Source organism: Pseudomonas sp. GW821-FHT05D12 (genome assembly GCF_059419825.1).
On the sequence record NZ_JBWKSN010000004.1, the window covers coordinates 159579 to 183518 of the forward strand.

Below are 23940 nucleotides of genomic sequence, written 5' to 3' on the forward strand. Positions count from 1 at the left end.
AATTCACATGAAGGTTTTGATTGTTCACGCGCATCCTGAACCGCAGTCGTTTACCGCCGCCTTGCGTGATCAGGCCATCGCCACGTTGAGCGCGCAGGGGCATGAGGTGCAGGTCAGTGATTTGTACGCAATGCAGTGGAACCCGGTGGCGTCGGCCGCGGACTTTTGCGCGCGGGAAAACCCTGACTACCTGGTGTATGCCCTGGAGCAGCGCCTGGGGGTGAAGAAGCAGTCGATCGCGGCGGATATCCAGGGCGAGTTGGACAAGCTGCTCTGGGCTGACCTGCTGATCCTCAATTTTCCGATCTTCTGGTTCTCGGTGCCGGCGATGCTCAAGGGCTGGATCGACCGGGTACTGGTGTCGGGCGTGTGTTACGGCGGCAAGCGGTTTTACGATCAGGGCGGGCTGGCGGGCAAGCGGGCGTTGGTCACGGTGACCTTGGGCGGGCGTGAACACATGTTCGGCGAGGGCGCGATTCACGGGCCGTTGGAGGACATGTTGCGGCCGATCCTGCGCGGGACCTTGGCGTATGTCGGGTATGAAGTGCTGGCGCCGTTCGTGGCGTGGCATGTGCCGTATATCAGCGATGAGGCGCGGCAGGCATTTCTGATCGCGTACGAGCAGCGGCTGCAAGGGCTGGCGGATGAGCAGCCGTTGGTGTTCCCGAAAATGGCGCAGTTCGATGAGGCGCTGTATCCCCTTTCTTGAACTTGTCACCGGCCAAATGTGGCAGCGGGCTTGCCTGCGAGTGCGGTACATCCGCTACAGATCTGTAGCCTGACACACCGCTATCGCAGGCAAGCCCGCTCCTACATTTTGAGCTTCATCAGTCAGTGCTATTGCGTTGTTCGCGCAGACGCTGCGCCGCGCTGCGCAGCAGTTGCTCGGTACCATCCCAGCCCAGGCAGCCATCGGTCACCGACACGCCGTATTTCATCGATGCACTCAGCGGTTGGCAGCCTTCGAACAGGTGGCTTTCGATCATCATGCCGACCAGCGACGTGTCGCCCTGCAAGCGCTGCTCCAGCACGTCGTTGAACACCGCCGGTTGGCGCAACGGGTCCTTGCCGCTGTTGGCATGGCTGCAATCGACCATGATCCGCGCCGCCACCTTGGACTTGGCCAGGTCGAGCTTGACCTGCGCCACGCTCTGCGCATCGTAGTTCGGCCCGCGGTGGCCGCCGCGCAGCACCAGGTGGGTGTCGGGGTTGCCTGGGGTCTGGATGATCGCCGGATGGCCCTGGCTGTCGACGCCGAAGTGGCGGTGCGGGTGGGCGGCCGAGCGCATCGCGTCGCAGGCAATCGCAACGCCGCCGTCGGTGCCGTTCTTGAAGCCCACGGGCATGCCCAGGCCGCTGGCCATTTCGCGGTGAATCTGCGATTCGGTGGTACGCGCACCAATCGCAACCCAGCTGAGCAGGTCATCGAAGTAGCCGGCGGCCATCGGTTGCAGCAGCTCGGTGGCGACCGGCAGGCCCAGGCGCAGCATTTCGCGCATCAGCTCGCGCGACAGCGTGAGGCCGGCGGCCATGTCATCGCTGCCATCCAGGTGCGGGTCGTAGGCCAGGCCTTTCCAGCCGATGGTGGTGCGCGGTTTTTCGACGTAGGCGCGGATCACCAGCAGCATCTGGTCGCTGACTTCAAGGGCCAGCTTCTTCAGATTGCGTGCGTACTCCATGGCCGATTCCGGGTCGTGGATCGAGCACGGGCCGACAATCACCAGCAAGCGCGAGTCCTGGCCATCGAGGATGGCGCGCACGGCTTGGCGATGGGCGTGGATCTGTTCATTGAGGAACGGGCTGAGGGGCAACTGGTGCTTGAGCTCAAGCGAGCTGGGCAGGCGCTGGGTCAGCGCTTCGTTGGCGCTGGTCAGGTTCGAAACGGGCAGAGCGGCGGTGGCAGAGTTCATATTCAAGGCTTCCTGGGCAAGCGGCGGGCTGTTCCCGCGCGCTTGGCCCTACTGGGGTGTTCGACAATTGGCCGTATCGGCTACGTGTGTTGGCTTGCCACCGATAGGTGACCGATCGGAGGCGGCAGGCTGTCCCGAGCGGAGCTTGCTAAATCGCCAGGCGGTGGAGGTGTCGTAGCGGTAATAGGTGGCGTAGTTCATGTCTTGATTCCTTTTTAGTGTCCGGTGTGCAACGAAATTTTCAGGGCCTGAAAAAACAAAACCCCCGGTCGGGGAGCCGACCGGGGGTTAGATTTCTCTGGTAGGCGACCCCTTGAGTAGTGGGCGCCGATTTCAGGTATCAGGCGCGCCAGTGGCTAAACCAATACCCAAAATAAAAGCTGACCAGTGCGCTCGAACCGTTCACACGGGTAGCCGACACCGAGCGCTGGGCGCTGGCAGCAGGGCAAACCTGAGGGTGGGTGAGTTGCAACATGGTATGTCTCCAAATGATGGAGCGAGCTTACTAGAGGCACACCGGTGGATTCAATCAGTAATTTCTATTGCCGCGGGGTACTTACGGCTATGAGGGACTGCCGATATGCTGGACACACCTTGTTAATGATTGCTTGGACGCGACCATGACCGCCTTGACCCTTGCTGCTGTTCAAACTGTTTCCATCGCGGGCGACGTGCCGGCCAACATCCACCGGCACCTGGCGTTCATGCGCGCGGCGGCGGACAACGGCGTGCAAGTGCTGGTCTTTCCGGAGCTGTCGCTGACCGGGTACGAGCCGCTTCTGGCGGCTGAGTTGGCCATAGAGCCCGAGGCTGTCGTGTTGGCGCCACTGCGCGAGATGGCACGCGAGCTGCGCTTGACCGCGGTAGTCGGCATGCCGGTCCGGCTGGCGTCGCAAGAGGGCGTATTGATCGGTGCGCTGGTGCTGGGAGCGGACGGTTCCCTCGGCGTCTACACCAAGCAGCATTTGCACCCCGGCGAAGCGTTGGCGTTTGTCGCCGGGCAGGGGGGCGCGGCCCTCGAGCAGGGAGATGAGCGTATTGCGTTGGCGGTGTGTGCGGACTTTTCCCACGCCAGCCATCCTCGTCGCGCGGCTGAAGCGGGTGCCACCGTGTATGCGGCGGGTGTGTTGATCAGCGAAGGCGGCTATTCGGCGGACAGCGCTTTGCTCCAAGGCTATGCCGCCGAGCATGGTTTGCTGGTACTGATGGCCAACCATGGTGGCCCATCGGGTGGCTGGGCCTGCGCGGGTCGCAGCGCGATCTGGGCGCCGGATGGCCGCTTGATTGCCGCCGCCCCAGGGGTGGGCGACGCATTGGTGATCGCCCAGGGCGAAGGTGGGCGTTGGGCTGGCCAAGTGGTAGCAGTGTAAATGAGCTTTCATCTACGGGCCGCGACGGCCAACGACTTGCCCTTTGCCCGCACCCTGACCCACGAAACCATGAGCCGCTACTACCTGCAGTACGGCTTGCTGTGGTCCAACGATGGCTTCGACGTCGCCTGGGCCGGGCGTGAGAACTGGCTGATCTGCCGCGATGACGCGGTGATGGGGTTTGTCAGCCTCAGTCGGGACAGCAAGGCCCTGTATATCCGCGAGTTGCACATGCTCGAGTGTTGTCGCAAGCAGGGCGCGGGCAGTTGGGTGCTGGAGCAGATGGCGCTGAAAGCGCGCACGCACGGCCTGGGGCTACTACGCTTGACGGTGTTCAAGACCAATCCGGCGAGAAGGTTGTATCAGCGCCGAGGCCTGAGCATCGTGGGGGAAGAGGACTGCTTCTGGCGTATGGAACTCGACTGTCGGTCAACGCTGGCGGGCGAATAGCACACTCATTCGGGCAAAACAGGCACAACGTTTCAATAAGCGCATACTGGGTCAGGACAGTACGTCCAGCTCCTGTCTCAGGGGCTCATTCTCGGCCAGGATGACGCCCTCTTTCATGCCCAGAAGGACCGCTACCTTATGGGCCTCTCCACGCCGCCCCTTTTTGCGCCCAGCGAGCACTTGATAAGTGGTTGCCGGGTCCACGCCGTGTTCCCGGGCGAACGCTTGAACTGACTTTCCTTGGTGTTCAAGCCAAGCCTTGGCTTGTGCAGCAGTGCGGATTGCGGGCATAGTTCAAAACCGTTCAAGTTTGTTTAACGAAGAGATGAGTGTGTCACCTCTTGGGGTGTGCCAATTTAGGATCATACATCCAAATGAGTGGAATCGGTTCGCGTTTAAGGCAAGAAAGAGAGCGGCTAGGGCTGTCGCAAAAAGTGTTTGGTGAAATAGGAGGCGTTGAAGCCAACGCGCAAGGCAAATATGAAAACGGCGGTCGGGCGCCCAAGGCTGACTACCTTTCCCGCGTGGCGCAAAGAGGTGTGGATATCCTGTACGTGTTGACGGGCAGCCCCACGCCGATCCAACTGGATAACCTGAGCCAGATCGAAGAAAAAGTGCTGGGCAATTATCGAGCGATGTTCAAGGAAGACCAGGATGCAATCCGCCGCTTGACCACCACGCTGGCCGAGCATTCATCCATACGCAACGGAAAACCCAAGCCGCAACCCCAGGATTCCTGACCTTTAAGCCGATAAACAGCGCGGTTCGTGCTTCGACGGGCAGGCGCAGCGCGTTGAAACTCTATATATATGACACTTGCAACTAGGTCTGCGCCTTGGTTTTTTGCTAAGGTGTTCAGCAACCTATAAGACCATATCGCGAGGTGTCTGCTTGATTAGGGTGCTAGTAGTCGATGACCATGATCTCGTTCGTACAGGCATTACACGAATGCTGGCTGACATCGATGGCCTGCAAGTAGTCGGCCAGGCCGAATCGGGTGAGGAGTCCCTGATCAAGGCCCGGGAGTTGAAACCCGATGTGGTGTTGATGGACGTCAAGATGCCCGGGATCGGCGGTCTTGGCGCCACGACCAAGTTGTTGCGCAGCCACCCCGACATCAAGGTCGTGGTGGTCACCGTGTGCGAGGAAGACCCGTTTCCCACCCGCCTGTTGCAGGCAGGGGCGGCGGGCTACCTGACCAAGGGCGCGGGCCTGGCCGAGATGGTCCAGGCCATTCGCCTGGTATTTGCCGGCCAGCGGTACATCAGCCCGCAGATTGCCCAGCAATTGGCCATCAAATCCTTCCAGCCCACCAGCGACTCGCCCTTCGACGCACTGTCGGAGCGGGAAATCCAGATTGCCTTGATGATTGTCGGGTGCCAGAAGGTGCAGACCATCTCCGACAAGCTGTGCCTGTCACCCAAGACCGTCAACACCTACCGCTATCGCATTTTCGAGAAGCTCGCCATCAGCAGTGATGTTGAATTGACCCTGCTCGCGGTGCGCCACGGCATGGTGGACGCCAGCGCCTGACATGAGCACACCGTTTGATCCAAGTGCCTTTCTCTCAACCTGCAGTGGCCGCCCTGGCGTGTACCGCATGTTCGACAGCGAGGCACGGCTGCTGTATGTCGGCAAAGCCAAGAACCTGAAAAACCGCCTGGCGAGCTACTTTCGCAAGACCGGCCTGGCGCCCAAGACCGCCGCGCTGGTGGCGCGTATCGCCCAGGTCGAAACCACCATCACCGCCAACGAGACCGAGGCGCTGCTGCTTGAGCAGACGCTGATCAAGGAATGGCGGCCGCCCTACAACATCCTGCTGCGCGACGATAAATCCTACCCGTACGTGTTTTTATCCGACGGCAACTTTCCGCGCCTGAGCATTCACCGGGGCGCGAAGAAGCAGAAGGGCAAGTATTTCGGTCCGTACCCCAGCGCGGGCGCGATCCGCGAGAGTTTGAGCCTGCTGCAAAAGACCTTCTTTGTGCGCCAGTGCGAAGACAGCTTCTACAAGAACCGCACCCGGCCTTGCCTGCAGTACCAGATCAAGCGCTGCAAGGCCCCGTGTGTGGGACTGGTCGAGCCTGCGGAGTACGCCGAGGATGTGCGCCATTCGGTGATGTTCCTCGAAGGGCGCAGCAATGCACTGACCGATGAACTCTCCGGCGCCATGGAGCAGGCCGCCAGTACCCTGGATTTCGAGCGTGCTGCTGAGCTGCGTGACCAGATTTCCCTGCTGCGCCGCGTCCAGGATCAGCAAAGCATGGAAGGCGGCACCGGCGATGTCGATGTGATCGCAGCCTTCGTCAACCCGGGCGGCGCCTGTGTGCACCTGATCAGCGTGCGGGGCGGGCGGGTGCTGGGCAGCAAGAACTTTTTCCCGCAGACCGGTATCGACGAGGAGGTCGCCGAAGTCATGGCCGCCTTCCTGGGCCAGTACTACGTCAGCAGTCCCGAGCGCGATTTGCCGTCCGAGCTGATCGTCAACGTGGTGCATGAAGACTTCCCTACCTTGATCGAGGCGATCCACGAGCTGCGCGGCCGCGAGCTGGACATCAGCCATCGTGTACGCGGCACCCGCGCACGCTGGCAGCAATTGGCCGTGACCAATGCCGAACAGGCGCTGGGCGCACGCCTGGCCAATCGACAGCACGTCGCCGCGCGTTTCGACGCATTGGCCGAAGTCCTTAACCTGGACGAGCCGCCCCAACGCCTGGAGTGCTACGACATCAGCCACTCCAGCGGCGAGGCGACGGTAGCCTCCTGCGTGGTATTCGGGCCGGAAGGGCCGATCAAGTCCGACTACCGGCGCTACAACATCGAAGGCGTGACCGCGGGCGATGACTATGCCGCCATGCACCAGGCCCTTACGCGGCGTTTCAGCAAGCTCAAGGACGGCGAGGGCAAGCTGCCCGATATCCTGCTGGTGGACGGCGGCAAGGGCCAGCTGTCCATGGCCCGTGACGTGCTCAACGAGCTGGCGGTGCCTGACCTGATTCTGCTCGGCGTGGCCAAGGGCGCCACGCGCAAGGCCGGTTTCGAGACGTTGTACTTGAATGATGCCGCCCATGAGTTCACTTTGAAGGGGGACTCACCTGCGCTGCACCTGATCCAGCAGATTCGCGACGAAGCGCACCGTTTCGCCATTACCGGGCACCGCGCCCGCCGTGGCAAAACCCGGCGAACCTCAACCCTGGAAGGGGTTGCAGGGGTAGGCCCGACACGACGCCGCGACTTGCTCAAACATTTTGGTGGCTTGCAGGAGCTATCCCGTGCCAGCATTGACGAAATAGCCAAAGCACCCGGTATCAGTAAAAAGCTCGCTGAGTTGATTTATGCAAACCTGCACAGCGAATAGAATGCCTTTCCACCTTGTAGCCAGTTGTGCCGATGAATATCCCTAATCTGATCACCGTTCTACGCGTCCTGCTCATTCCGATTTTTATTCTGTTGTTCTATTTGCCCTACGAATGGAGCTACGCGGCCTCAAGTTCGGTATTCGCCTTTGCGGCTGCCACCGACTGGCTTGACGGCTACCTGGCGCGCCGCCTGGAACAGAGCACGCCGTTTGGCGCGTTCCTCGACCCGGTGGCCGACAAACTGATGGTGGCTGTCGCTCTGGTGCTGTTGGTACAAGAACACGGCAACCTGTGGCTGACCCTGCCGGCTGCCGTGATCATCGGCCGTGAGATCGTCGTCTCGGCCCTGCGCGAATGGATGGCCGAAATCGGCGCCCGCGCCCACGTGGCCGTGTCCAACATGGGCAAATGGAAAACCGCCGCGCAGATGCTCGCGCTGGTGATCCTGCTGGCCAACCCGTCGGACTTCTCGTTCTGGGTCCTGCTCGGCTACGCCTTGCTGCTCATCGCCGCCGGCCTGACGCTGTGGTCGATGCTCCAGTATTTGCGCGCCGCCTGGCCTCACCTGCGCACCACCGTTGAAAAGAAATAAAACTTTTTTGAATCAAGGGGTTGACGGGGGTTCTGGATTCTATAGAATGCACACCACCAAGACGCGGGAATAGCTCAGTTGGTAGAGCACGACCTTGCCAAGGTCGGGGTCGCGAGTTCGAGTCTCGTTTCCCGCTCCAAACACAAAGAAAAAGCCACTCAATAGAGTGGCTTTTTTTTGCCTGCGATTTATGAAGAGAGACCTCGGTCTCTCTTTTCATTTCCTTCCGGTTCCCTGGGGTTCCAGCCCTGACACCGGTGTTCACGCGGTAAACGCGTGACTGTTCACCCACGCCTCCAAATCCTTTGCAGCCATTGGCTTGCCTATCAAATACCCCTGCGCCTCGTGGCAGCCCCACGCTTTCACGAGGTCGAAAATGTCCTGGTTTTCGACGCCCTCGGCCACCACGCGATAGCCCAGGCCGCTGGCCAGTTCAATCAGGTTTTTCACCAGGCGTTTATCTTTTTCATTGGTTGTCAGGTTGCTGATCAGGGACTGATCCAGCTTGACCGTGCTGGTCGGCAAGGTACTCAGGTAGATCCAGTTGCTGTAGCCGGTACCGAAGTCGTCGATGGCAACCTCGACTCCCATATCGCGCAGGCGTGTGAGTTGCTGAACCACTTCCGTCGGGTTGGTCATGAGGGTGCTTTCGGTGAATTCCAACTCCAGCCGGTCTGCGGGGAGTTGCTCAGCCTCAAGACGCCCGATGAGTGTGTCAACGAAGGCGGGGCTTTCCAGGTCGCCCACCGTGACGTTCATCGCGATTTTCAGCACCAGTCCCCGTTTGCGCCAGAGAGTGGCTTGATTGATCACCGCGTTCAGGACCCATGAGGTCAAGGACGGCATCAATGCGGTCTTTTCAGCCAGCGGTATGAATTCTGCGGGGCTGATGGTCCCCAGCAGTGGGTGATCCCAGCGGATAAGGGCTTCTACCGCCTCGCATCTGCCGCTGGGCAAGTTGATTTTCGGTTGAAATACCAGCCTGAGCTGATCCTCGGCGCGGATGGCCTGCGACAGCGAACTCAAGAGGGTGAAGGCCCGTTGTTGCGTGGCATCGAACGTGGGGTCATAGAGTAAATAGCCCAGGCCACGGTCTCTCGCGGCATCTGCAGCGCTGATGACCAAGCGCAGCCAGTCCTGCTCGTCGTTGCCGTTAATCGGCAGGATGCCAATGCCGACGTGCATCAGGATAGGAATACCGTGGCAATCGACGGCCGTTTTGAAGCTCTCGATAATCCGCGGGCTGATGACCTCTCGATCGACCCTGCCCGCGATCAGGAAGCCAAAACGCGTCGGGCTGATTTTATACAGCAGGCACTCGGGCGGCAGGAGGGCGTGCAAGCGCTGTTTTATCGCAAGGATCAGGTCCTGCGCAAAGCTGTAGCCCAAGGCCTTGACTACATCGTTGAGAAACTTGGGGGAGGTGACATCCACTGCGTAAATCCTGATCGCGCCCTCGCGGGTGAGCGTCTCACGGATATCCTCTTCGAACCGCAAGCGGTTGAACAGGCCGGTCGGCTGGTCAATGTAGTTCCTGGAGCGTACGCCCATGATCCGCATCATCACGAGTTCGGCCAGGTGGTTGAGCATCGCCGCGTCTTGCGCACTCATCGGCGCACGCGCAACGGTATCGATAAAGCACAGGCTGCCCAGCGATAAGCCATCGTCGGTCAGCAGCGGGGCGCTGGCGTAATAGCGGATAAACGGTGCGCCCGTCACCAGGATATTGGCTTTGAAGCGCGGGTCGCTGCGCGCATCCAGGATTTCCAGGGGCTGATTGTCCAGCAGCGAGTAAGCACAGAACGAGGCACTTCTCGGTGTGGAACACTCCTCGATACCGATGCGCGCCTTGAACCATTGTTCGTGCTTATCGACGATGGAGATCAGCGCGATCGGCGCGTTGAAGTACTCACTGGTCATCGCCACGATTTTATTGAAAACGGGATCTTCTTGAGTGTCCCGGGCGCACAGCTGCGCCACACGTTCCAATCGCGTTGATTCTGTCTGGGGAAGGGGGGCGCCGTCGTCCATGATAAAGCTCCGTTTAACCATCATCTTCAGGGACGATATCAAATTCGGACGGTGGGTTTCGACTCGAGTTGACCATCGGCGTGCTCAGCCCGTTGCGCCAATGCGGTGGGCGCAGCCCTCGAGGTTTTTCTGCAGGACCCAGATTAAGCTGGTTCGCGCAGCCGATTATTCGACATACTGATCAGGTCGAAACCCTCATTTTTCTTCGAGGCTACCCTGATGCCATCCGCGCCTGCCAATCAGCCCAACCACCCGGAAGATCGTTATCGGTTGCTCGTGGAAGCCGTGGTGGACTACGCCATCTACATGCTTGATACGAATGGGCTGATTCGTAGCTGGAACTCGGGCGCCAAGCGGATCAAGCAGTACGACCAGAGCGAAGTGCTGGGTAAGCACTTCTCGTTGTTCTACACGCCGGAGGACCTGGCATCCGACCTGCCCGGCCGGGCGCTGAAGAGCGCGGATGAGTCAGGCCGCTTTGAAGGCGAAGGGTGGCGAGTCAGGAAAGACGGCACGCGCCTGTGGGCCCTGGTGATCATCGACCCGATACGCGCAGAGGATGGCTCGCTGATCGGCTTCGCAAAAGTCACGCGCGACCTGACTGAACGCCGGGCGGCAGAGCAGGCACTGCGCCAGAGCGAGCAGCAGTTCAGTCTGCTCGTGCAAGGCGTCACCGACTACGCCCTCTATATGCTGGACCCCAACGGCATCATCACCACCTGGAACGCTGGCGCCCAGCGCATCAAAGGGTACGAGCCTGCCGAAGTGATCGGCAGGCATTATTCAATGTTTTTCCAGGCGGATGATGTCGCCAATCATGTGCCTCAGCGTGCCCTGGCCACGGTCGTCAGTGAGGGGCGATACGAAGGGCAGGGCTGGCGCGTGCGCAAGGACGGTACGCGGTTCCTGGTCCATGTGGTGATCGACCCGATCAGAAACGAGCAGGGGGACCTGATCGGCTACGCGAAAATCACCCGCGACGTGACCGAAAGCGTGCAGGCGCAACAGGAGATCAAGGAGACCAGGGAAGCGTTGTTCCAGGCGCAGAAAATGGAGTCCCTGGGTCAACTGACCGGCGGGATCGCGCATGACTTCAACAATCTGCTGATGGTTATCCTCGGCAGCCTGGAGCTAGCCAGGAAGCGCGTGCCACAGGATTCAAAAGTCCAGTCATTGCTCAATAACGCGATCGCGGGCGCTCAACGCGGCGCGACGCTTACCCAGCGAATGCTCGCCTTTGCCCGTCGTCAGGAGCTTGATCCGCAGCCTGTGGATGTGGGCGGCCTGATCAGAAACATGTCCGATCTCCTGTGCCGCATGCTCGGCGCCGGCATTCGCGTCGACACTCAGTTCCCGCTGGTCCTGCGCCCTGTGCTGGTCGACATGAGCCAACTGGAAATGGCCGTGATGAACCTGGTCATCAACGCCCGGGATGCCATGGGCGGCGAGGGGCGGATTCTGATCTCGGCAAGGGAGGATTCGTTTCCCGGCAGCCCGCCCGGTTCCGACCGGCTGATTTGCATCGCTGTCATCGACACCGGGCCGGGGATGAGTGAGGCGACCCTGCAGCGTGCGATGGAGCCATTCTTCACCACCAAAGGCGCGGGCAAAGGCACAGGGCTGGGGCTGTCGATGGTGCATGGCCTGGCGGCGCAATCCAAGGGCCACTTTGTGCTCAAGAGTGTGGTGGGCGAGGGCACGCGTGCCGAACTCTGGTTGCCGGTTGCCGAGGTGCACAGTTCGCCGGATGCCACTGAACCGGTATCAACCCAAAGCCCACCTGACACATTCCACGTGCAGCCCCTCGATATCCTGCTGGTGGATGACGACCCGCTGGTGCTGATCAGCACCGGCGCGATGCTTGAAGACCTCGGGCATCGCGTCACGCCGGCGGCGGGAGGGCAGGCTGCGTTGGCGTGCCTGACGCAGGGAGAGCGCTTCGACCTGGTCATCACCGACATGGCGATGCCGGAGATGAACGGGGTCGAGCTCGCCAACACCCTCGAGCAGCTGTTTCCGGCGCTGCCGATCATCCTTTCGTCCGGCTTCGCAGAGGTGGCTGTGGACCTCAAAAGCGCGTTGACGCGTTTGCCCAAGCCGTTTGATCAGTCCGCATTGGCCAGGGTCATCGCTGACATGCTGCGGGCCCGGAATGAGCCGCCTTGTTGAGCCTCACCGCCGCGTCCCGGGGGACCCTGAGGGGCCTCTGCCGCAGCGGCCGTGATCGCAGTATTCTGTGTGCTCAACCCTCGGCGTTTGATTCTGCGAGCAGTGACTCTTGAAGCGTAAAGCCTTGTTTATCGGGGTGGACATGGGCACCTCCAGCACGCGTGTCGGCGTCATTGACGAAAGCGGTCGAAGACGGGGCGCTGCCAGCCGTCCGGCGCGTTTGTCCAACCCCGCGCCTCGGGTCTACGAGCAGTGCCCGGACGAAATGTACGCCTCGGTCATGCTCGCCATCGCCGACGTCCTGGCCCAGCCCTCCATCAATGCGCGTGATGTGTGTGGTATTGCGATATGCGGACAAATGGCTGGCATCTCGACGATCGGCCGTCACTGGGAAGCGACCACGCCGTATGACTCATGGCTGGACATGCGGTGTGCCAGCCAGGTGCAGCGACTCAAGCCCTACGAGCAACAGATCATCGAGCGCTCGGGCGGCCCGGTGAGTGCCACTCATGCGGCGAAGTGGCTGTATTGGCGCGATGAGCAGCCCCAGGTGTATCGACGGGTCAGCAAGCTCATCATGCCCGCGGCCTATGTGGCTGGACGCATGGCCGCGCTGGAGGCCGACGCGGCCTTCATGGATGACACTTACCTGGGTTTCAACAGCTTTGCCGACAGCCGCACGCTGCAATGGAATACCTCGTTGATCGATGAGTTTCACCTTGACGCCGAACGGTTGCCCCAACTGGTGAGGCCCTGGGACCGGATTGGCGCGGTGTGCGCACGCGCGGCGCGTGACTGCGGATTGCCGGTCGGCACGCCGATTTTCGCCGGGTGCGCCGACATCGCGGCCTCCCTGCTCGGGACCGGCGCGTTCGCCAGTGGGCAACTCTTCGATATAGCCGGTACGGGAGCCGTGCTCGCGACCTTGCTCGACACCTTTGCCGTGGACGCGCAACACAAGACCCTGTCGACGTTCCGGCATTGCGTTCCCGGCATGTACTACTCGATGGCGTATGTGGGTGGCGCTGGCCTGACGCTCAAGGGGTTTGGCCTCACACCGGACGAATGCCTGCAACTGGAGGCCAGGGCGGCGGCACTGTGTGCCCGCAACAAGCTGTTGTACCTGCCTCATTGTGGCGGGCGGCATGCCCCCTTCGATGCGTCGCTGTCGGGGGCGTTTGTCGGCCTTGACTGGTCGCATGACCGCACCGACCAATACCGGGCGATGCTCGAGTCGATCGCTTATGAATATGCGCAGTTTCTGCGCTGCATGCGGGACATCGACAACGTCGCAGGGTTGGGTGGGGTGATCAGCCTGGGAGGTGGTGCCAACAGCCCGGTGTTCCGCCAGATCAAGGCCGACGTATTGGGTTTGCCTTATCACAAGCTGCCCAGCGCCGAATACGGCGTGTTGGGCGCGGCGATGCTCGCGGGTCATGGTGCCGGGGTCTTTGCCGACTTGCAGCAGACCGCCACGGATTGGCGTGCGCCGGTGCAAAGCGTTGCGCTGCCCGACCCGTCGCGCAGCGCCTTTTATGAGGGCATGCACCGCGCCTACGAACGACTGGCGGGTGCGCTCAAGCCGGTTCTGGACGACCTGCAGGCTGTGCCGCTTGGTTGAGTGCCAGGACGTGCCGGGCCGGCATGTCGAGATGCTTGAAGTACTGCACGGCGAACTCCACGAACGACTTGACCCGCTGCGGCAATTTCTTCCCGCCTTCGGTGAGCAGGTGAAAGCCGGCCGTTGGGCATTGATAGTCTTCCAGCAACGGGATCAGGCGTTTAGCCTGGATATCGTCGGCGACTTCCCAGACTGACTTCCAGATAATCCCCAGGCCCTGGATCGCCCACTGGCGCAGGGTAAAACCGTCGTTGGCGAGGCGGTTGCCCTTGACCTGGATGGTGGTCGAGACCCCGTCCTTGATGAATTTCCAGCGATCCAGTGCAAAGTCCGCGCGCAGTTGCACCAGGCAATTGTGCTGGTGCAAGTCCTCCGGCGTCAGCGGGGCGCCGTAGCGGTGGAGGTACTCGGGCGCGCAGCAAATCATCGGCCGATCGACACCCAGCGAACGCGCGATCAATGAGCTGTCCGGGAGGTCGCCGAAGCGGATCGCAATGTCTGAACCGGACTCGACAAAGTCCAGGATCCGGTCGGTGAAAAACAGGCGAACGCTGACATGCGGATTGTCGCGCAGGAAGGCATCCACCAATTGGCTGACCCATTGGCGACCCAGGTCCGTGGGGCAGGTCAGGCCGATGGTCCCCAGCAGGTCGCTGTGACCGTTCTTGATGATGTTGTCCAGGGCATCGACGTCTTCGAGAATCTTCAGCGCGTTCTCAAAAAGCAACTGACCCTCAGCGGTCGGGCTCAAGCTGCGTGTATTGCGCTTGAGCAGACGCAGGCCATAAAACTCTTCCATTGCCTTCAGCCGTCCGCTCATGGCCGCGGGCGACAGGCCCATCTGCCGCCCGGCGGTGGACAGTGAGCCTGTCTGCACGACCAGCCGAAACAATCGCATGTCCTGTAGTCGATCCACCATGATGATTCATCTCACGAGGCTGTTTTCTAATTGTTCGCAAAGTATTAAACGATTCTTCAGTTAATTCCATTAGTTAAGTAAGTCGTGAGCGCAGTTGCGCCGGCGCGAAGGCTTTGCCATGGGCGTTTCAGGGGATATGTGAACGTGATTCAAATGTCTTTGTTGTTGGCTTCATCTTACGCAGTCGGTGAAAAGTCAATTTTTTAAAAGTGAATAGAAAAGTAGGGAGGATTGCGAATAATGAATACCGAGCGTGTGAGTCACTACACAATAAGAGGGTTTCAAGATGCGTGTTAATTATCAGGAGGCTGCCCCTTCGATCGACCTGGCCGGCCCATTCAAAACCGCGATGGGACGCTTTGCCTCGTCCTTGACCCTGATCACCACACTCGACGATGAGGGCCGGCCCCACGGCCTGGCCGCCACCGCGTTTTCCTCGGTGTCGATGGACCCGGCTTCGGCCCTGATCTGCATCAACCGCACTGCCAGCGCTTCACCGGTGATCAAGCGATCCGGGCTGTTCTGCGTGAACATGCTGCAAAGCCAGCATGAGCCGATCTGCAGGATCTTCAGCCAGCCCGACCTGCGCGAACGGCGTTTTGTAGAGGGTCAATGGCGCACGGGAGCACAGGGTATCCGGTACCTGGCCGACGCCCAGGCGGCGATTTTCTGCGAAGTGGTGCAAACCCTGGAGCACGGGACGCACACCGTGTTTATCGGCAATGTCCTGGAGGTTATCACCCAGCCACTCGACGACCCACTGTTGTACATGGGTGGGCGGTACCGTCAGTTGCAAGACTGATTCGTTAGTTGCGCAGTGCTCGTTCTTATAACAATTAAATAATAAGTGGATATGGGTATGAACAATCAGTTGTTGGGCAAGTTCAGACTGGCCGGATCGCTTCCAAAGTGGGTCGGCCTGGACACCAGTGTCGCCGGCCCGTTGATCGGTCTATTGCTGTTGTGTGTTGTATTGACGGTATCGACGCATAGTTTCCTGACCGTGAGCAACTTGCTCAATGTACTCGATCAGGTCACGGTCCTCGGCATCATGGCGTTGGGCATGACCCTGGTCATCCTGATTGGCGGTATCGACCTGTCGGTAGGCGCCGTACTGGCCGTGGCAATCATGGCCATGAGTTGGCTCGGTCAGGTAGTCGGGCTGCCCATGTGGGTCGCCATGCTCGGTGCCATTCTCGTCGGGGCGGCGTGTGGTTCGACCACTGCGTTGCTGGTGGTCAAGGCCGGCTTGCCGTCGTTCATTGCCACGCTGGCAATGATGTCGGTGGCGCGAGGCCTCGCTTACATGGTCACCGATGGCGCGCAAATCAGCGGCTTCCCGGAGTGGTTCAGCAACCTTTCGGTGATTCGCTACGCTGGCGTGCTGTCACTGACGGTCGGGTGCTTCGTGGTACTCGCACTGCTGTTCTGGTTTGTCCTCAGGTTCACCGTTGCGGGGCGCAGCCTGTACGCCATCGGCGGCAGCAGCAAAGTCGCCAAGCTCGCCGGAATCCGGGTCAAGGCCTACACCAGCGCGGTGTACATCATCTCCGGAGTCTGTGCAGCCCTGGGCGGCATCATCATGACTTCCCGGCTGGATACCGCCGGGGCCGGCGCGGGCGTGGGCTATGAGCTGGACGTGATCGCTGCCGTCGTCATCGGTGGCGGCAGCCTCAAGGGCGGTGCCGGCAGCGTGGTCGGCACTCTCATCGGTGTACTGATCATCGGCGTTTTACGCAACGGCTTGAACCTGGCCGGCATTTCACCCTTCGTCCAGCAAGTGGTCATCGGCGCCGTTATCGCGTTTGCCGTGATGCTTGACCTGCTCAAGCGCAACCCTGACTGATTCCAAGCCCAAATAATAAGGATAAAAACCATGAAGCTTTCAGCGTTTCCAGTGCGTGCTCTCGCGCTTCTGCTTGGCTGCCTGATGTCGATCAGTGCGCACGCCCAGTCCAAGCCCGTGGGTGAAATCACCGTCGGCATGTCGATCCCGAGCCTGCAATGGGTGTTCTACCTGATGGTACGTGACGGCGTGACACAGCAAGCCAACGCACTCGGGATCAAGAATGTGCTGGTGGCAGACGCTCAGGCTGATCCGGCGCGGCAGGTCAGCCAGATCCAGGACATGCTCAGCAAAGGCATTGATGTGCTGCTCTATACCGCCACCGGCAGTGCGGCCTCGGCGGTGCCGGTACGCCTGGCGCGGCAGCAGGGTGTGCCCGTGATCTGCATCGACAACTTCCCGAAAAATGTCGAATGCGACGCGTACATCGCGACCGATAACCTCGCGGCGGCGGGGGAGTTGGCTCGGCAAATGATCAAGCTGACCGGTGGCACGGCTGAAATCGGCCTGCTGCAGGGCACCTTGGGCGACTCCACTGAAGTGGCCCGGGCGCAGGGCCTGGACGCGGTGTTGAAAGACGCGCCGGGGATGAAGATCGTCGACCGCAAGCCCACCGACTGGCTGCAGGACAACGGCTTCAAAGTCGCCCAGGACATGTTGCAGAAAAATCCCGGGATCAATGTGTTCATCGGCCGTTCGGATGCACCGGCGCTGGGGGCGGCACAAGCCGTCAAGGTCGCCAATATCGATCACAAGGTCTGGGTGTTCGGGTACGACGGTTTGCCCTCGGCCCTGGAGGCGATTCGCGACGGCAAGATGGACATGACCATCACCCAGCAGGCGGTGGAAATGGGCCGCACGGCGCTGCGTACCGCGCTCGACCTGCAACAGGGCAAGCCGGTGGCCAAGACGCAGTTGCTACCGGCCTTTGTCACCACCCGCGACAACGTGGCGACGTTCCTTGAGCAGCACCCGTGAACCGGATCCAGGAGGGCACGTCATGAGTACTCACCCAACGGTCCCGGCACCTCTGTTCAGGGCCACGCAGATCGGCAAATCGTTCAACTCGGTGCGCGTGCTGGAGGACATCAGCCTCGATATCGGCTACGGCGAAGTGGTGGCTTTGCTTGGGGAAAATGGCGCGGGCAAGTCGACCTTTTCCTCGATTATTGCCGGCGCCCTGACGCCGTCCAAAGGCAGCATGTTCCTGGCGGGCGAGCCCTACGCGCCGAACGGTCCGGCGGCCGCCATGGCGCTGGGGGTCAATATGATCCATCAGGAAATTCATTTGCTGGCGGACTTGAGCGTGGCGGAGAACGTGTTTCTCGGCCATCTGCCGACGCGTGGCGCAATCATCGACCGCAAGACCCTGCACCGCCAGACCGCCAAGCAATTGCAGCGCCTGGGGCTGGATATCTCGCCGCAGACGCCGGTACGGGAATTGAAGATTGCCGCCCAGCAACTGGTCGAAATCGCGCGTGCGCTGACACTCAATTCACGCTTGTTGATTCTCGATGAACCCACGGCGGCCCTCGGCAAGGAAGAAACCGAGCGGTTGTTCCAGCAGATCGAAACCCTGAAGCAGCAGGGCGTGTCGTTTATCTACATCAGCCATCGCATGGACGAGATTGCGCGGATCGCCGACAAGGTCGTGGTCCTGCGGGACGGGCACCTGATCGCTCGCCACGAGAGCGGGGCGGCCGAGGTCAGTGTGCTGGTGTCGCAGATGGTCGGACGGCCCATCGAACGGTTGTTCCCCGAGTTGCCGGCGCCGCAGGACGCCGTGGTCCTGCGCGTGGAGCAGCTGTCGGACAAGGCCGGGCGCTTTCGCGACATCTCGTTCGAGGTCAAGGCCGGGGAGGTGTTCGGCATCGCCGGCATCGTCGGGGCTGGCCGTACCGAGCTGGTGCAGGCGATTGCCGGGCTGAGCGCCGTCAGCCACGGCGACGTGCTGTTGAACGGTCGACCGCTGCCGGCCAATAACGTGCTGGCCGCGATCGGCGCCGGTGTGGTGCTGATTCCCGAAGACCGCAAATCCGAAGGTGTGGTGCTGACGCAGACCATTGCCGAGAACCTGGCGTACTGCAACCTCGACCGGCTCAGCGCCTGCGGCATCGTCGCCAACCACCGCGTGACGGCCTTCGCCCACGAGCGTATTGCCGCGCTGGGGATCAAGGGCGTGGCGGGGCAACGGCTCGACAAGCTCTCGGGCGGTAACCAGCAGAAGGTCGTGATTGCGAAATGGATCGCGCGCAATCCCAAGGTGATCATTCTCGATGAGCCGACCCGCGGTATCGACATGGGCGCGCGTGCGGCAATTTACGAATTGATCATTGAGCTGTCGAAGGCCGGCATGTCGGTGATCGTCGTGAGTTCCGACCTGGAGGAAGTCATCGGCCTATCCCATCGCGTCATGGTCATGGCTCGCGGTTGCTGCCAAGGCATCCTCGAGCGGTCGCAGATTGCGCCGGACCGCATCATGGCCCTGGCTACCGCATGATCAACGATAAACAAAGAGCAGGTGAGAACATGTCCGGACCCTATCAAGCCTTGCCTTACCAGCCCTTCGCCGGGCTGCTGGACCTGTCCGGGAAAACCGCGGTGGTGACGGGCGGCAGCAGTGGCATTGGCTTTGCCATCAGCCGGCGCCTGGCCGAAGCCGGGGCCAATGTGCTGATCGGCAGCCTGGCGCCGGAGCGCAGCGCTGAGTTGGTCGAGGCCGGTTTCAGCGTGGCGTTTCACTCGACCGATGTCAGTTGCCCGCAAGCGATCCGTCAACTGGCGGATGTCGCAGTCGAGCGTTTTGGCCGGCTGGATATCTGGATCAACAATGCCGGCGTCTACCCGCTGAAGGCGATTGATGCCATCGATGCAGGGTTCTGGGATGGGCTGCATGCAATCAATACGCGTGCGGTGTTCCTCGGTGCCCAGGCGGCGCAGCACTACATGCGCCGGCAGGGCGACGGCGGCGCGATCGTCAATCTGTCATCGGTGTGCGGCCACCGGCCAATGGCCAATCACTGCACCTATGATGCGTCCAAAGGCGCCGTGCTGGCCATGACGCGAAGCCTGGCCAAGGACTTGAGCGCGTTCAAGATCCGGGTCAACTCGATCTCGCCGGGGTTGACGGCGACGCCGGGCAACCTGGCACCACAGCTGCTTGAACAACACCGACAGAACAATGTGCTGGGCAACATCCCGTTGGGCCGCGCCGCCGAGCCCTGGGAAATCGCCGATGCCGCCCTGTTCCTGGTTTCGCCACTGTCGTCCTACGTGACCGGTATCGACCTGCTCGTGGACGGAGGCTGGCTCTTGCACGGAAGTTGAACGACTGGCGCGTCGAGCATCGCGCCGATTTGAACCCACGTTTGAACGTTGCCACTTGCAGCGCCGGCACTGGCACGCCTGCGAAACGAGTGCACGTTACGAAAACGGTGTGTTGCGTCCATGGTGTCTGCAGCACTCCGGCCACTGAAAACAGCAGGAGAACGTCATGAAACTCGCTATGTTTATGCAGCCACTTCATCACAAGGGCTGGGACTATCACGAGATGTACGACCAGGATATTGCCTGCGCCGTCCACGCCGATAGCGTCGGTTTCGATGAGCTTTGGGTCGGTGAGCACACGTCGCAGCGTACCGAGCCCATCACCAACGCGCTGCAATTTCTATCCACGCTGATCCCGCTGACCCAGCGCATGAAACTGTGCACCGGGGTGCTGAACCTGCCCCATCATTTCCCGGCGCGGATTGCCGCCGATGCCGCGATGTTCGATCACATGTCCAAGGGGCGGTTCATCATGGGGATCGGCCCGGGCGGGCTGGCTTCCGACTTCGAAGTGTATGGCAGCAACGGCAAGGATCGCGGGCAGATGATGGTCGACTGCTACGAGATGATCCGCGCGATCTGGGGCGCGGATGCCCCCTACGCGTTCACCTCCGAGCACTATCAGGTCATTCTCAAGGACGCGGTGCACCACGCGCTGGAAATCGGTTACATGCCCAAGCCGTTCCAGAAACCTTTCCCACGGGTGGCAACCACGGCGATGAGCCCGTTCTCCGGCACCGCAAAACTGGCGGGGGCCAAGGATTGGGACTTGATGTCCGCCAACTTCAACCCCACTGCCACCGTGGCATCGCATTGGCAGGCGTACTGCGAGGGGGCTAAAGGCGCTGGGATCAAGCCCGATGCCAACAACTGGCGCGTCGCCCGCTCGGTATTCGTGGCCGATTCCCAGGCCCAGGCCGAGGACTACCTGGCCCAGGAAACCTGCACCTTGCGACGCTACTTCGATTACATGATCGATAACCTCGCGACCAACCACTACACCAAGATCTTCAAGACGCGCCCGGACATGACCGACGAGGAAGTCACCGTCGATCATTGCATCAACGAGATGGTGATTTACGGTGATGTGAATTCGGTCACCGAGCAACTGGTGGCCTTCAGTGAGCAGACCGGCCCGTTCGGCACCCTGATGACCACCTTCCACGAGTGGGACGATGAAGCGCTGTGGCGCCGTTCGATGGCACTTACCGCGCAACAGGTGATGCCGCGCCTCAACGACTACATGACGCCACGTCTGAAGGCTCAGGAGCGCGCACATGACTGATTTGCACGCCACTGCCGGGCACGACTTCACGCCGACCGAACAGGAACTGGCGCGACTGCGCGAGAAGGCCCAGTTCATTCGCCTGGAAACCATTCGCCTGATCGAGATCGCCAAGGTCGGTCACTACACCTCGGTGTTCTCCGCCGCCGAGTTGTTCGCCGCGCTGTACTACGACGTGATGGACCTGCGGTTCGGCGAGCCGAAGTGGCCCGACCGTGACCGTTTCATGATGGGCAAGGGGCATGCAGCAGTCGGGCTGTTCCCGGTGTTGGTTGAATGGGGCTTTTTCGAAAAAGAGATCCTCGACAACTACACGCGCCTGGGCAACCCATTGGGGGACCACCCGGACATGCGCAAGGTGCCGGGAGTGGATTTTTCATCCGGCTCCATCGGCCATGCGTTGTCCGGCGGCTTGGGCATGGCCCTGGCCGGGCGGATGCTGGGCCAGTCCTTCACCACCTACGTGATGCTCGGCGACGGCGAGATGCAGGAAGGGCAGGTGTGGGAAGCCGCGCTCGGTGCAGCTCACCACAAGGTCCACAACCTGGTGGCGATCATCGACCGCAATGGGTACCAGCTCGACGGCAATGTCGATGACGTCATCGGCATCGAGCCGCTGGCTGACAAGTGGATTGCGTTCGGCTGGGAGACCCATGTGGTGGATGGCCATGACCTCGCGGCAGTCACCGGCTTGCTGCGTCGCCTGAAGGCCGACACTGCACGCACACAACCGGTGTGCGTCATCGCCAATACCGTCAAGGGCAAAGGGGTTTCGTACATGGAAACCGAGCCAGGCTGGCACTTGGGGTATCTGGATCCTGAAGATGCGCAACGTGCTATCGACGAAATCAAAAGCAAGGTGATCTGAGCCATGAATTCCGCTCCGCTGTCGAACAACTCCTGGCAGTACCGGCAACTGAACCAGCAGACACCCAGTTTGAGTGCCCTGTCGGATGCCCTGATTGAACTGGTCGAGCGCGGTGAGCCGGTGGTTGCCGGCACCGCTGACCTGCAGTACTCCAACGGCTTGTCGAAATTTGCCGCGCTGCACCCCGAACGCTTTGTGCAGTTCGGCATTTCCGAACAGAACATGGTATCTGCCGCAGCCGGTATGGCGGCGGTGGGCATGAAGCCGTTCGTGGCGACCTTTGCGTCGTTCCTGCCGTTGCTGTGCTGCGAGCAGATCCGCATGGACGTGGCCTACTCGGCGCTGCCGGTGCGCCTCATCGGTCACCATGCGGGTATCTCACTGGGCTTCTATGGCACCTCTCACCATGCCACCGAGGACCTCGCGATCATGCGTTCGATCGCCGATATCACGGTCGTCGCACCGGCCGACGGCAACCAGCTGAAGGCGGCGATCCTGGCATCGGCCAACTACCCACAGCCGATCTACTTCCGCATTCAGCGCGGGCGTGATCCGGTGGTATACGACACCGTACCGGACTTCGTTTTCGGCAAGGCCACCGTGCACCTGACCGGCGATGAGCTGACCATCATCGCTACCGGCTCGACCGTGCACCCGGCTCTCGAGGCTGCACGGGCATTGAATGCCGCCGGGCGTTCAGTCGGTGTGATCGACATGACCACCATCAAGCCACTGGACCGTGAAGCGGTGTTGACGGCGGCGCGCAATAGCCGCGCGATCCTCACTGTCGAAGAGCACAACATCATCGGCGGGCTGGGCGGGGCGGTGTGCGAAGTCATTGCCCAGGAGGGGATCGGCGTCAAGGTGCGGCGCCATGGCCTGTACGACGAGTACAGCCTGATCGCACCGCCGACCCATTTGTATCGGCATTACCGCCTGGATGCCGCCGGTATCGAAAGCGTAGCCCTGGAAGTACTGGGCTAAGGCACACGGGCTGTGTTCTTTTCAGGCCCGGCTGGGCCTGGCGTGCGACAAGGCGCTTGAATCAAGCGTGCTGGTCGCACGCTTTTTTTTGCCTGGGATTTTTCTGCCGGGGTTCATACGCGCGTAAAAAAGCTCACCGAAGTGAGCTCTTGATCAACCGAATGAGCGTGCAGCTGTCACCACTGCACACCACTGTTTTCGATCCACTGCAGGATCGACTCGCGCTGAGGATTCCAGCCCAGCAGGACACGCGCGTTCACCGCGCGCACGCGGCTGTTGGAACCGATCGCGAAGCGTGCCCAATCGCCCAGCTCGGCGATCGCTTCAGTGGCAGGCCAACTTTGAATATTGCCGTTGAAACCCAGGGCCTTGCTGATGGACGTGGCAATTTCAAGGAATGAGGCTTCGCCGTTTTCGGCAAAAAACAGCGAGGCCGATGGCGCTTTCTCAATGGCCAGTCGATAGAGTTCTGCAAGGTCGTCGATGTGCACATTGGACCAGCGATGCACGCCGGCACCCATGTACGCACCGGCGCCATATTTGCGTGACTGGGCGAACAGCTTGGGCAATTGATCGCTTTTCGACGCGACGCCCAGGGATTCGCCGTAGATCATCGTGGGGCAGAACACGATGCTGCGAATGCCCTGTTCGACGCCGGCGCGGCGCACGATTTGATTGATCTCGACCCGGTCCTTGCGAATGTCCATCGGGGTAAAGGGCGTCTCGTCGGTAAAAATATCCGCCCGTTCGTAAGCACCTCGTGCGTCGTCACCGACCACACTGGAGCCGGAGGTGTGCAGCAGCACTTTACCGCTGCCGCTCAACGCCTTGATGAAGGTTTCTACGGAGGCGAGGTGGTCGGAGTTTGCGGCGTTGACCACCACATCGGCCAGGCGTGCCTGTTCGCTGAGAATGCAGGCGTCATCCAGGGTCCCGAGCACCGGGGTGATACCCAGCGCCTGCAGGGCCTCGCGCTGCTGTGGATTGCGCAGCAGGCCACTGACCTCATGGCCTGCATCCACCAGGTATTTGGCGACGGAGCCGCCGATGTAGCCGGTCGCGCCGGTCACGAAAATCTTCACTGTCTTCTCCTCATTTCTTGTTTGATGACTGGCCTTCGCGGGCGCAAAGGACAGGCGCTCCAGATACTGGAACGCTTAACCATACGGTCGGTCTTGTATATGAGCTAGACTGCTTGAATGACAAATA

22 protein-coding genes and 1 tRNA gene are annotated in these 23940 nt (G+C 60.9%); 18 read left to right on the forward strand and 5 right to left on the reverse strand.

Features of this window, described 5'->3' with window-relative positions:
* The first annotated feature begins 7 nt into the window (after positions 1-7).
* A complete protein-coding gene (locus AC07SI_RS08780; protein ID WP_120448112.1) occupies positions 8-709 on the forward strand; it encodes an NAD(P)H-dependent oxidoreductase in 702 nt (233 codons plus the stop codon).
* Positions 710-827: 118 nt separating this feature from the next.
* On the opposite strand, the gene AC07SI_RS08785 is transcribed toward AC07SI_RS08780, so the two are convergent.
* Positions 828-1910 carry a 3-deoxy-7-phosphoheptulonate synthase gene (locus tag AC07SI_RS08785; protein WP_495005559.1) on the reverse strand — a complete coding sequence of 361 codons (1083 nt, stop codon included), beginning with the start codon at positions 1908-1910 and terminating at the stop codon, positions 828-830.
* 620 nt (positions 1911-2530) lie between these two features.
* Between AC07SI_RS08785 and AC07SI_RS08790 the strand changes: the two genes are divergently transcribed.
* Both AC07SI_RS08790 and AC07SI_RS08795 read left to right on the forward strand, forming a co-directional pair.
* Positions 2531-3280 carry a carbon-nitrogen hydrolase family protein gene (locus AC07SI_RS08790; RefSeq protein ID WP_495005560.1) on the forward strand — a complete coding sequence of 250 codons (750 nt, stop codon included), beginning with the start codon at positions 2531-2533 and terminating at the stop codon, positions 3278-3280.
* Positions 3281-3730: a GNAT family N-acetyltransferase gene (locus AC07SI_RS08795; protein WP_495005561.1), complete on the forward strand. Its 450-nt coding sequence runs from the start codon at positions 3281-3283 to the stop codon at positions 3728-3730.
* 51 nt (positions 3731-3781) lie between these two features.
* Here the strand turns inward: AC07SI_RS08795 and AC07SI_RS08800 are convergent, their stop codons facing one another.
* Entirely contained in the window at positions 3782-4021 is a 240-nt protein-coding gene (locus AC07SI_RS08800; protein WP_120448115.1) for a DNA-binding protein, read from the reverse strand.
* 83 nt (positions 4022-4104) lie between these two features.
* On the opposite strand from AC07SI_RS08800, the gene AC07SI_RS08805 reads away from it, so the two are divergent.
* The 5 genes from AC07SI_RS08805 to AC07SI_RS08825 all read left to right on the forward strand — a co-directional run bounded on the left by AC07SI_RS08805 (position 4105) and on the right by AC07SI_RS08825 (position 7820).
* On the forward strand, positions 4105-4470 hold the full coding sequence (locus tag AC07SI_RS08805) for a helix-turn-helix domain-containing protein (protein WP_065905592.1): 366 nt from the start codon (positions 4105-4107) through the stop codon (positions 4468-4470).
* Between the two features lie 151 nt (positions 4471-4621).
* On the forward strand, positions 4622-5263 hold the full coding sequence (gene gacA / locus AC07SI_RS08810; protein WP_003190387.1) for a response regulator transcription factor GacA: 642 nt from the start codon (positions 4622-4624) through the stop codon (positions 5261-5263).
* 1 nt (position 5264) lies between these two features.
* Entirely contained in the window at positions 5265-7088 is a 1824-nt protein-coding gene (gene uvrC / locus AC07SI_RS08815; RefSeq protein WP_106804466.1) for an excinuclease ABC subunit UvrC, read from the forward strand.
* 32 nt (positions 7089-7120) lie between these two features.
* Complete coding sequence (gene pgsA, locus AC07SI_RS08820) at positions 7121-7681, forward strand: CDP-diacylglycerol--glycerol-3-phosphate 3-phosphatidyltransferase (protein ID WP_016968866.1); 561 nt, start codon at positions 7121-7123, stop codon at positions 7679-7681.
* 63 nt (positions 7682-7744) lie between these two features.
* Positions 7745-7820 (forward strand) — tRNA-Gly (locus AC07SI_RS08825).
* A gap of 122 nt (positions 7821-7942) precedes the next feature.
* On the opposite strand, the gene AC07SI_RS08830 is transcribed toward AC07SI_RS08825, so the two are convergent.
* Entirely contained in the window at positions 7943-9712 is a 1770-nt protein-coding gene (locus AC07SI_RS08830; protein ID WP_495005562.1) for a sensor domain-containing phosphodiesterase, read from the reverse strand.
* A gap of 219 nt (positions 9713-9931) precedes the next feature.
* Here AC07SI_RS08830 and AC07SI_RS08835 point away from each other — a divergent pair, with 219 nt between their 5' ends.
* On the forward strand, positions 9932-11881 hold the full coding sequence (locus AC07SI_RS08835) for a hybrid sensor histidine kinase/response regulator (protein WP_495005563.1): 1950 nt from the start codon (positions 9932-9934) through the stop codon (positions 11879-11881).
* A gap of 109 nt (positions 11882-11990) precedes the next feature.
* Positions 11991-13502, forward strand: coding sequence for an FGGY family carbohydrate kinase (locus AC07SI_RS08840; protein ID WP_240435291.1), 1512 nt, complete (start codon positions 11991-11993; stop codon positions 13500-13502).
* On the opposite strand, the gene AC07SI_RS08845 is transcribed toward AC07SI_RS08840, so the two are convergent.
* Positions 13459-14421 carry a LysR family transcriptional regulator gene (locus tag AC07SI_RS08845; RefSeq protein ID WP_177343950.1) on the reverse strand — a complete coding sequence of 321 codons (963 nt, stop codon included), beginning with the start codon at positions 14419-14421 and terminating at the stop codon, positions 13459-13461. The two genes, AC07SI_RS08840 and AC07SI_RS08845, sit on opposite strands and share 44 nt — an antisense overlap.
* A gap of 286 nt (positions 14422-14707) precedes the next feature.
* Here AC07SI_RS08845 and AC07SI_RS08850 point away from each other — a divergent pair, with 286 nt between their 5' ends.
* The 8 genes from AC07SI_RS08850 to AC07SI_RS08885 all read left to right on the forward strand — a co-directional run bounded on the left by AC07SI_RS08850 (position 14708) and on the right by AC07SI_RS08885 (position 22731).
* On the forward strand, positions 14708-15223 hold the full coding sequence (locus AC07SI_RS08850; protein ID WP_065905597.1) for a flavin reductase family protein: 516 nt from the start codon (positions 14708-14710) through the stop codon (positions 15221-15223).
* Between the two features lie 57 nt (positions 15224-15280).
* Positions 15281-16267 carry an ABC transporter permease gene (locus AC07SI_RS08855; RefSeq protein WP_065905598.1) on the forward strand — a complete coding sequence of 329 codons (987 nt, stop codon included), beginning with the start codon at positions 15281-15283 and terminating at the stop codon, positions 16265-16267.
* 30 nt (positions 16268-16297) lie between these two features.
* Positions 16298-17245, forward strand: a complete 948-nt coding sequence (locus AC07SI_RS08860; RefSeq protein WP_201143949.1) for a sugar ABC transporter substrate-binding protein — start codon at positions 16298-16300, stop codon at positions 17243-17245.
* Positions 17246-17267: 22 nt separating this feature from the next.
* Positions 17268-18767 (forward strand): sugar ABC transporter ATP-binding protein, encoded by a 1500-nt coding sequence (locus tag AC07SI_RS08865; protein ID WP_495005564.1) that lies wholly within the window; start codon positions 17268-17270, stop codon positions 18765-18767.
* Between the two features lie 29 nt (positions 18768-18796).
* Positions 18797-19594, forward strand: a complete 798-nt coding sequence (locus AC07SI_RS08870; RefSeq protein WP_083221424.1) for an SDR family NAD(P)-dependent oxidoreductase — start codon at positions 18797-18799, stop codon at positions 19592-19594.
* A 166-nt stretch (positions 19595-19760) separates the two neighbouring features.
* Positions 19761-20879: an LLM class flavin-dependent oxidoreductase gene (locus AC07SI_RS08875; protein ID WP_065905601.1), complete on the forward strand. Its 1119-nt coding sequence runs from the start codon at positions 19761-19763 to the stop codon at positions 20877-20879.
* Positions 20872-21747, forward strand: a complete 876-nt coding sequence (locus tag AC07SI_RS08880) for a transketolase (protein ID WP_065905602.1) — start codon at positions 20872-20874, stop codon at positions 21745-21747. The genes AC07SI_RS08875 and AC07SI_RS08880 overlap by 8 nt, the downstream gene beginning before the upstream one ends.
* A 3-nt stretch (positions 21748-21750) precedes the next feature.
* The gene (locus tag AC07SI_RS08885; RefSeq protein WP_495005565.1) at positions 21751-22731 is read left to right on the forward strand and encodes a transketolase family protein; all 981 of its coding nucleotides are present in this window, start codon (positions 21751-21753) and stop codon (positions 22729-22731) included.
* Positions 22732-22907: 176 nt separating this feature from the next.
* Here AC07SI_RS08885 and AC07SI_RS08890 read toward each other — a convergent pair whose 3' ends face one another.
* The gene (locus AC07SI_RS08890; protein ID WP_065905604.1) at positions 22908-23813 is read right to left on the reverse strand and encodes an NAD-dependent epimerase/dehydratase family protein; all 906 of its coding nucleotides are present in this window, start codon (positions 23811-23813) and stop codon (positions 22908-22910) included.
* Between the last annotated feature and the right edge of the window lie 127 nt (positions 23814-23940).

Bases quoted from the DNA above. Each gene is read 5' to 3' on its own strand.
- AC07SI_RS08780 (WP_120448112.1), top strand. From the start codon at position 8: ATGAAGGTTTTGATTGTTCACGCGCATCCTGAACCGCAGTCGTTTACC.
- AC07SI_RS08785 (WP_495005559.1), bottom strand. From the start codon at position 1,910: ATGAACTCTGCCACCGCCGCTCTGCCCGTTTCGAACCTGACCAGCGCC.
- AC07SI_RS08790 (WP_495005560.1), top strand. From the start codon at position 2,531: ATGACCGCCTTGACCCTTGCTGCTGTTCAAACTGTTTCCATCGCGGGC.
- AC07SI_RS08795 (WP_495005561.1), top strand. From the start codon at position 3,281: ATGAGCTTTCATCTACGGGCCGCGACGGCCAACGACTTGCCCTTTGCC.
- AC07SI_RS08800 (WP_120448115.1), bottom strand. From the start codon at position 4,021: ATGCCCGCAATCCGCACTGCTGCACAAGCCAAGGCTTGGCTTGAACAC.
- AC07SI_RS08805 (WP_065905592.1), top strand. From the start codon at position 4,105: ATGAGTGGAATCGGTTCGCGTTTAAGGCAAGAAAGAGAGCGGCTAGGG.
- uvrC (WP_106804466.1), top strand. From the start codon at position 5,265: ATGAGCACACCGTTTGATCCAAGTGCCTTTCTCTCAACCTGCAGTGGC.
- pgsA (WP_016968866.1), top strand. From the start codon at position 7,121: ATGAATATCCCTAATCTGATCACCGTTCTACGCGTCCTGCTCATTCCG.
- AC07SI_RS08830 (WP_495005562.1), bottom strand. From the start codon at position 9,712: ATGGACGACGGCGCCCCCCTTCCCCAGACAGAATCAACGCGATTGGAA.
- AC07SI_RS08835 (WP_495005563.1), top strand. From the start codon at position 9,932: ATGCCATCCGCGCCTGCCAATCAGCCCAACCACCCGGAAGATCGTTAT.
- AC07SI_RS08845 (WP_177343950.1), bottom strand. From the start codon at position 14,421: ATGGTGGATCGACTACAGGACATGCGATTGTTTCGGCTGGTCGTGCAG.
- AC07SI_RS08850 (WP_065905597.1), top strand. From the start codon at position 14,708: ATGCGTGTTAATTATCAGGAGGCTGCCCCTTCGATCGACCTGGCCGGC.
- AC07SI_RS08855 (WP_065905598.1), top strand. From the start codon at position 15,281: ATGAACAATCAGTTGTTGGGCAAGTTCAGACTGGCCGGATCGCTTCCA.
- AC07SI_RS08860 (WP_201143949.1), top strand. From the start codon at position 16,298: ATGAAGCTTTCAGCGTTTCCAGTGCGTGCTCTCGCGCTTCTGCTTGGC.
- AC07SI_RS08865 (WP_495005564.1), top strand. From the start codon at position 17,268: ATGAGTACTCACCCAACGGTCCCGGCACCTCTGTTCAGGGCCACGCAG.
- AC07SI_RS08870 (WP_083221424.1), top strand. From the start codon at position 18,797: ATGTCCGGACCCTATCAAGCCTTGCCTTACCAGCCCTTCGCCGGGCTG.
- AC07SI_RS08875 (WP_065905601.1), top strand. From the start codon at position 19,761: ATGAAACTCGCTATGTTTATGCAGCCACTTCATCACAAGGGCTGGGAC.
- AC07SI_RS08880 (WP_065905602.1), top strand. From the start codon at position 20,872: ATGACTGATTTGCACGCCACTGCCGGGCACGACTTCACGCCGACCGAA.
- AC07SI_RS08885 (WP_495005565.1), top strand. From the start codon at position 21,751: ATGAATTCCGCTCCGCTGTCGAACAACTCCTGGCAGTACCGGCAACTG.